At 61.3% G+C, this 2544-nt stretch carries 3 protein-coding genes; all 3 read left to right on the forward strand.

From position 1 onward, the window contains the following. The first annotated feature begins 200 nt into the window (after positions 1–200). The 3 genes from DC522_RS33070 to DC522_RS33080 all read left to right on the forward strand — a co-directional run bounded on the left by DC522_RS33070 (position 201) and on the right by DC522_RS33080 (position 2506). Positions 201–521: a hypothetical protein gene (locus DC522_RS33070; RefSeq protein WP_245444746.1), complete on the forward strand. Its 321-nt coding sequence runs from the start codon at positions 201–203 to the stop codon at positions 519–521. Beyond that, positions 505–858 (forward strand): IS66 family insertion sequence element accessory protein TnpB, encoded by a 354-nt coding sequence (tnpB, locus tag DC522_RS33075; protein WP_116532639.1) that lies wholly within the window; start codon positions 505–507, stop codon positions 856–858. The genes DC522_RS33070 and tnpB overlap by 17 nt, the downstream gene beginning before the upstream one ends. A 79-nt stretch (positions 859–937) precedes the next feature. Continuing rightward, positions 938–2506, forward strand: coding sequence for an IS66 family transposase (locus DC522_RS33080; RefSeq protein WP_116532640.1), 1569 nt, complete (start codon positions 938–940; stop codon positions 2504–2506). Positions 2507–2544: the final 38 nt, after the last annotated feature.

A 2544-nucleotide genomic window follows, 5' to 3' on the forward strand; every position in this document is an offset into this window, starting at 1 on the left:
GTAAGCGCGCAAATCTCCGCACCTTTTCATTGATGAAGCAGTGATGGAGTCTGTGTCCGCAATGGAGACTGTGGACGCAATGACATTGAATAGCGCGGACCTTCCGGGGCAGCTGAGGGTCGTCAGGGTTCTTCGCAACGGGAAGCGGTGGTTTGATCCGGTTGAGAAGGAGCGTTGATCGATGCATGCCTTGAGCCGGGGTGTCGGTTGCAGGGCTCGCGCTGGCGCACGGGATCAACGCCAATCAATTGCGCAAGTGGGTCAAGCTGCGCCAGGACCGGAAGGCGACCGAGAAAGCGTTGCCGGTTATGCGTAGCTGCGCGCCGTCGGCCTTCGTTCCGGTGGTTGAGACCGCGCTGATTGCGCGGCTGCCGACCACGTCAGCTCGGCCGCCATCGGCATGCGTCCGCGTGAAGGCGCCGCTGCCGAACGGTGTGCGGCTTGAGCTTGAAGATGTGGATGCGCAGGTTCTGTCGGCGATGATCGAAGCGCTGGGACGTTGCGATGTTCCGGCTGGCTGATGATCTGCGCGTCTATCTTCACCGGGATCCGATCGACTTCCGGGCGGGGATCAACAGCCTTGCGATCCTGGTCGAGCAGTCGATGGGCCTCAACCCGTTCGAGCGCGCGGTGTTTGCCTTCTGCAATCGCCGTCGCACCCGGATAAAGTTGCTGTTCTTCGATCGGTCGGGCTTTGTGCTGGTGCTGAAGGCGCTGACGGAAGACAAGTTCCGCTGGCCTCGGCGGCAGGAGACGGTGGTGTCGCTTAACGCCGAGCAATTGCACTGGCTGCTCGACGGCATTGATCTCGACGCGATGGTCCGCCATCCGGTGTGGCAATATCAGTTTGTCGGCTGAACTTGGCCGTTGACGTCGGGGAAGGCTTCCGATTCAAGACTGCGATGAATCGAACCGGCCCCCGACCGTTGCGGAGTTGATGGCGCTTTTGGCGGCCAATGCTGCCGAAATCGCCGCGCTGAAGGCTGAGAGGGAAATCCTTGCGCAGCGCGTGTTCAAGCTCGAGGAAGAACTGGCGCTCGCGCAATTGCATCGTTTTGCGCCACGCAGCGAAAAGCACATGGATCGCGTCTTCAACGAAGCCGAGCAGGCCGCCCTCGAGGCCGATGCAGACGAGGGCAGCGCCGACACCGACGAGGCGGATGCCGTTGATCTTCCGGACACGGGATTGCCGGCCACTAAAAAGCCGGAAGGCAAGAAACCCGGCCGCAGGCCCCTGCCGGCAAACCTGCCACGCGAGCGTGTCGAGTATGATCTTGCCGACGACCAGAAGGTCTGTCCGTGCTGCAGCAACCCGATGCATCGCATGGGCGAGCTGGTGACCGAGCAGCTGCAGATTGAGGTGAAGGCGAAGGTTTTGCAGAATGCGCGGTTCAAATATGCTTGCCGACACTGCGACCGCACCGGGATCAGCACGCCAATCGTCATCGCGCCGATGCCCGCGCAGCCCTTGCCCGGCAGCATCGCCACGGCCTCGACGTTGGCCTTCGCGCTCGTTCACAAATATGTCGACGGCACGCCGCTCTATCGTTTGGCACGAGCCTTTGAGCGTGCCGGGGTTCCTGTCAGCCGTGGCGCTCTGGGCCACTGGGTGATCGGTTCGAGCGAGAGGCATCTGCAGCGCATCTATGACGCGCTGAGATCGCGGCTCCGGTCCCAGGCCATCATCCATGGCGACGAGACCACGGTTCAGGTGCTGAAGGAAAAGGACAAGGAAGCCACCAGCGCCTCGTATATGTGGGCCTATCGCAGCGGCGAGGACAGTGAGCAGCCGATCGTGCTGTTCGATTATCAGCCCGGTCGCGGGCAGGAATACCCGCAGACCTTCCTTGGCGACTATCGCGGCATCTTGATGAGTGACAGCTACTCGGCTTGGCGCACGTTGAAAGGCGCTATGCATATCGGATGCATGGCCCACGCCAGGCGGCGCTTTGTCGACGCCCTCAAGGCGAGGAAGAAACCCGGCGGGCCGCCGGCACAGGCCCTCAAGTTCTTCGACCAACTCTACCGGATTGAACGGCAGGTGCGGGACGAAGAGCCAGATGATAGAGAAGCGCAGGCCGACGACAGGCGCCGCTTTCGCCAGAAACACAGTGTCCCGGTCCTGAACGCCCTCAAGGGGTGGCTCGACGCAATCGCTCCAAAGGTCGTGCCCGACACCAAGCTTGGCGATGTCGTCTCCTATACGCTCAATCAGTGGGAATATCTGACGCGCTATACGGAAGATGGCAGGATGCCGATCGACAACAACCTTCTGGAGCGTGACATCAGAATCTTCGCCACCGGAAGGAAGAGCTGGCTCTTCAGCGATACCGTGGATGGCGCCAAGGCCAGCGCCGCCATTTACAGCCTGATGTTGACCTGTCGTGCCTGCCGCGTCGAACCCTTCGCGTGGTTACGACACGTTCTCACCGAACTGCCGCAGCGTCCCGACGATGCCGATATCGAGGACCTGCTGCCCTTCAACTGCAAAAAACAGCCAGCCTGAACCCCGCCTTACGACGTGCACTGAAATGCGCACTTACG

It is taken from the genome of Microvirga sp. KLBC 81 (assembly GCF_003075415.1).
Lineage (GTDB): Bacteria > Pseudomonadota > Alphaproteobacteria > Rhizobiales > Beijerinckiaceae > Microvirga.

What these genes read in the sequence shown, in the direction of transcription:
- tnpB (WP_116532639.1), top strand. Translation starts at nt 505, where the DNA reads ATGTTCCGGCTGGCTGATGATCTGCGCGTCTATCTTCACCGGGATCCG.
- DC522_RS33080 (WP_116532640.1), top strand. Translation starts at nt 938, where the DNA reads ATGGCGCTTTTGGCGGCCAATGCTGCCGAAATCGCCGCGCTGAAGGCT.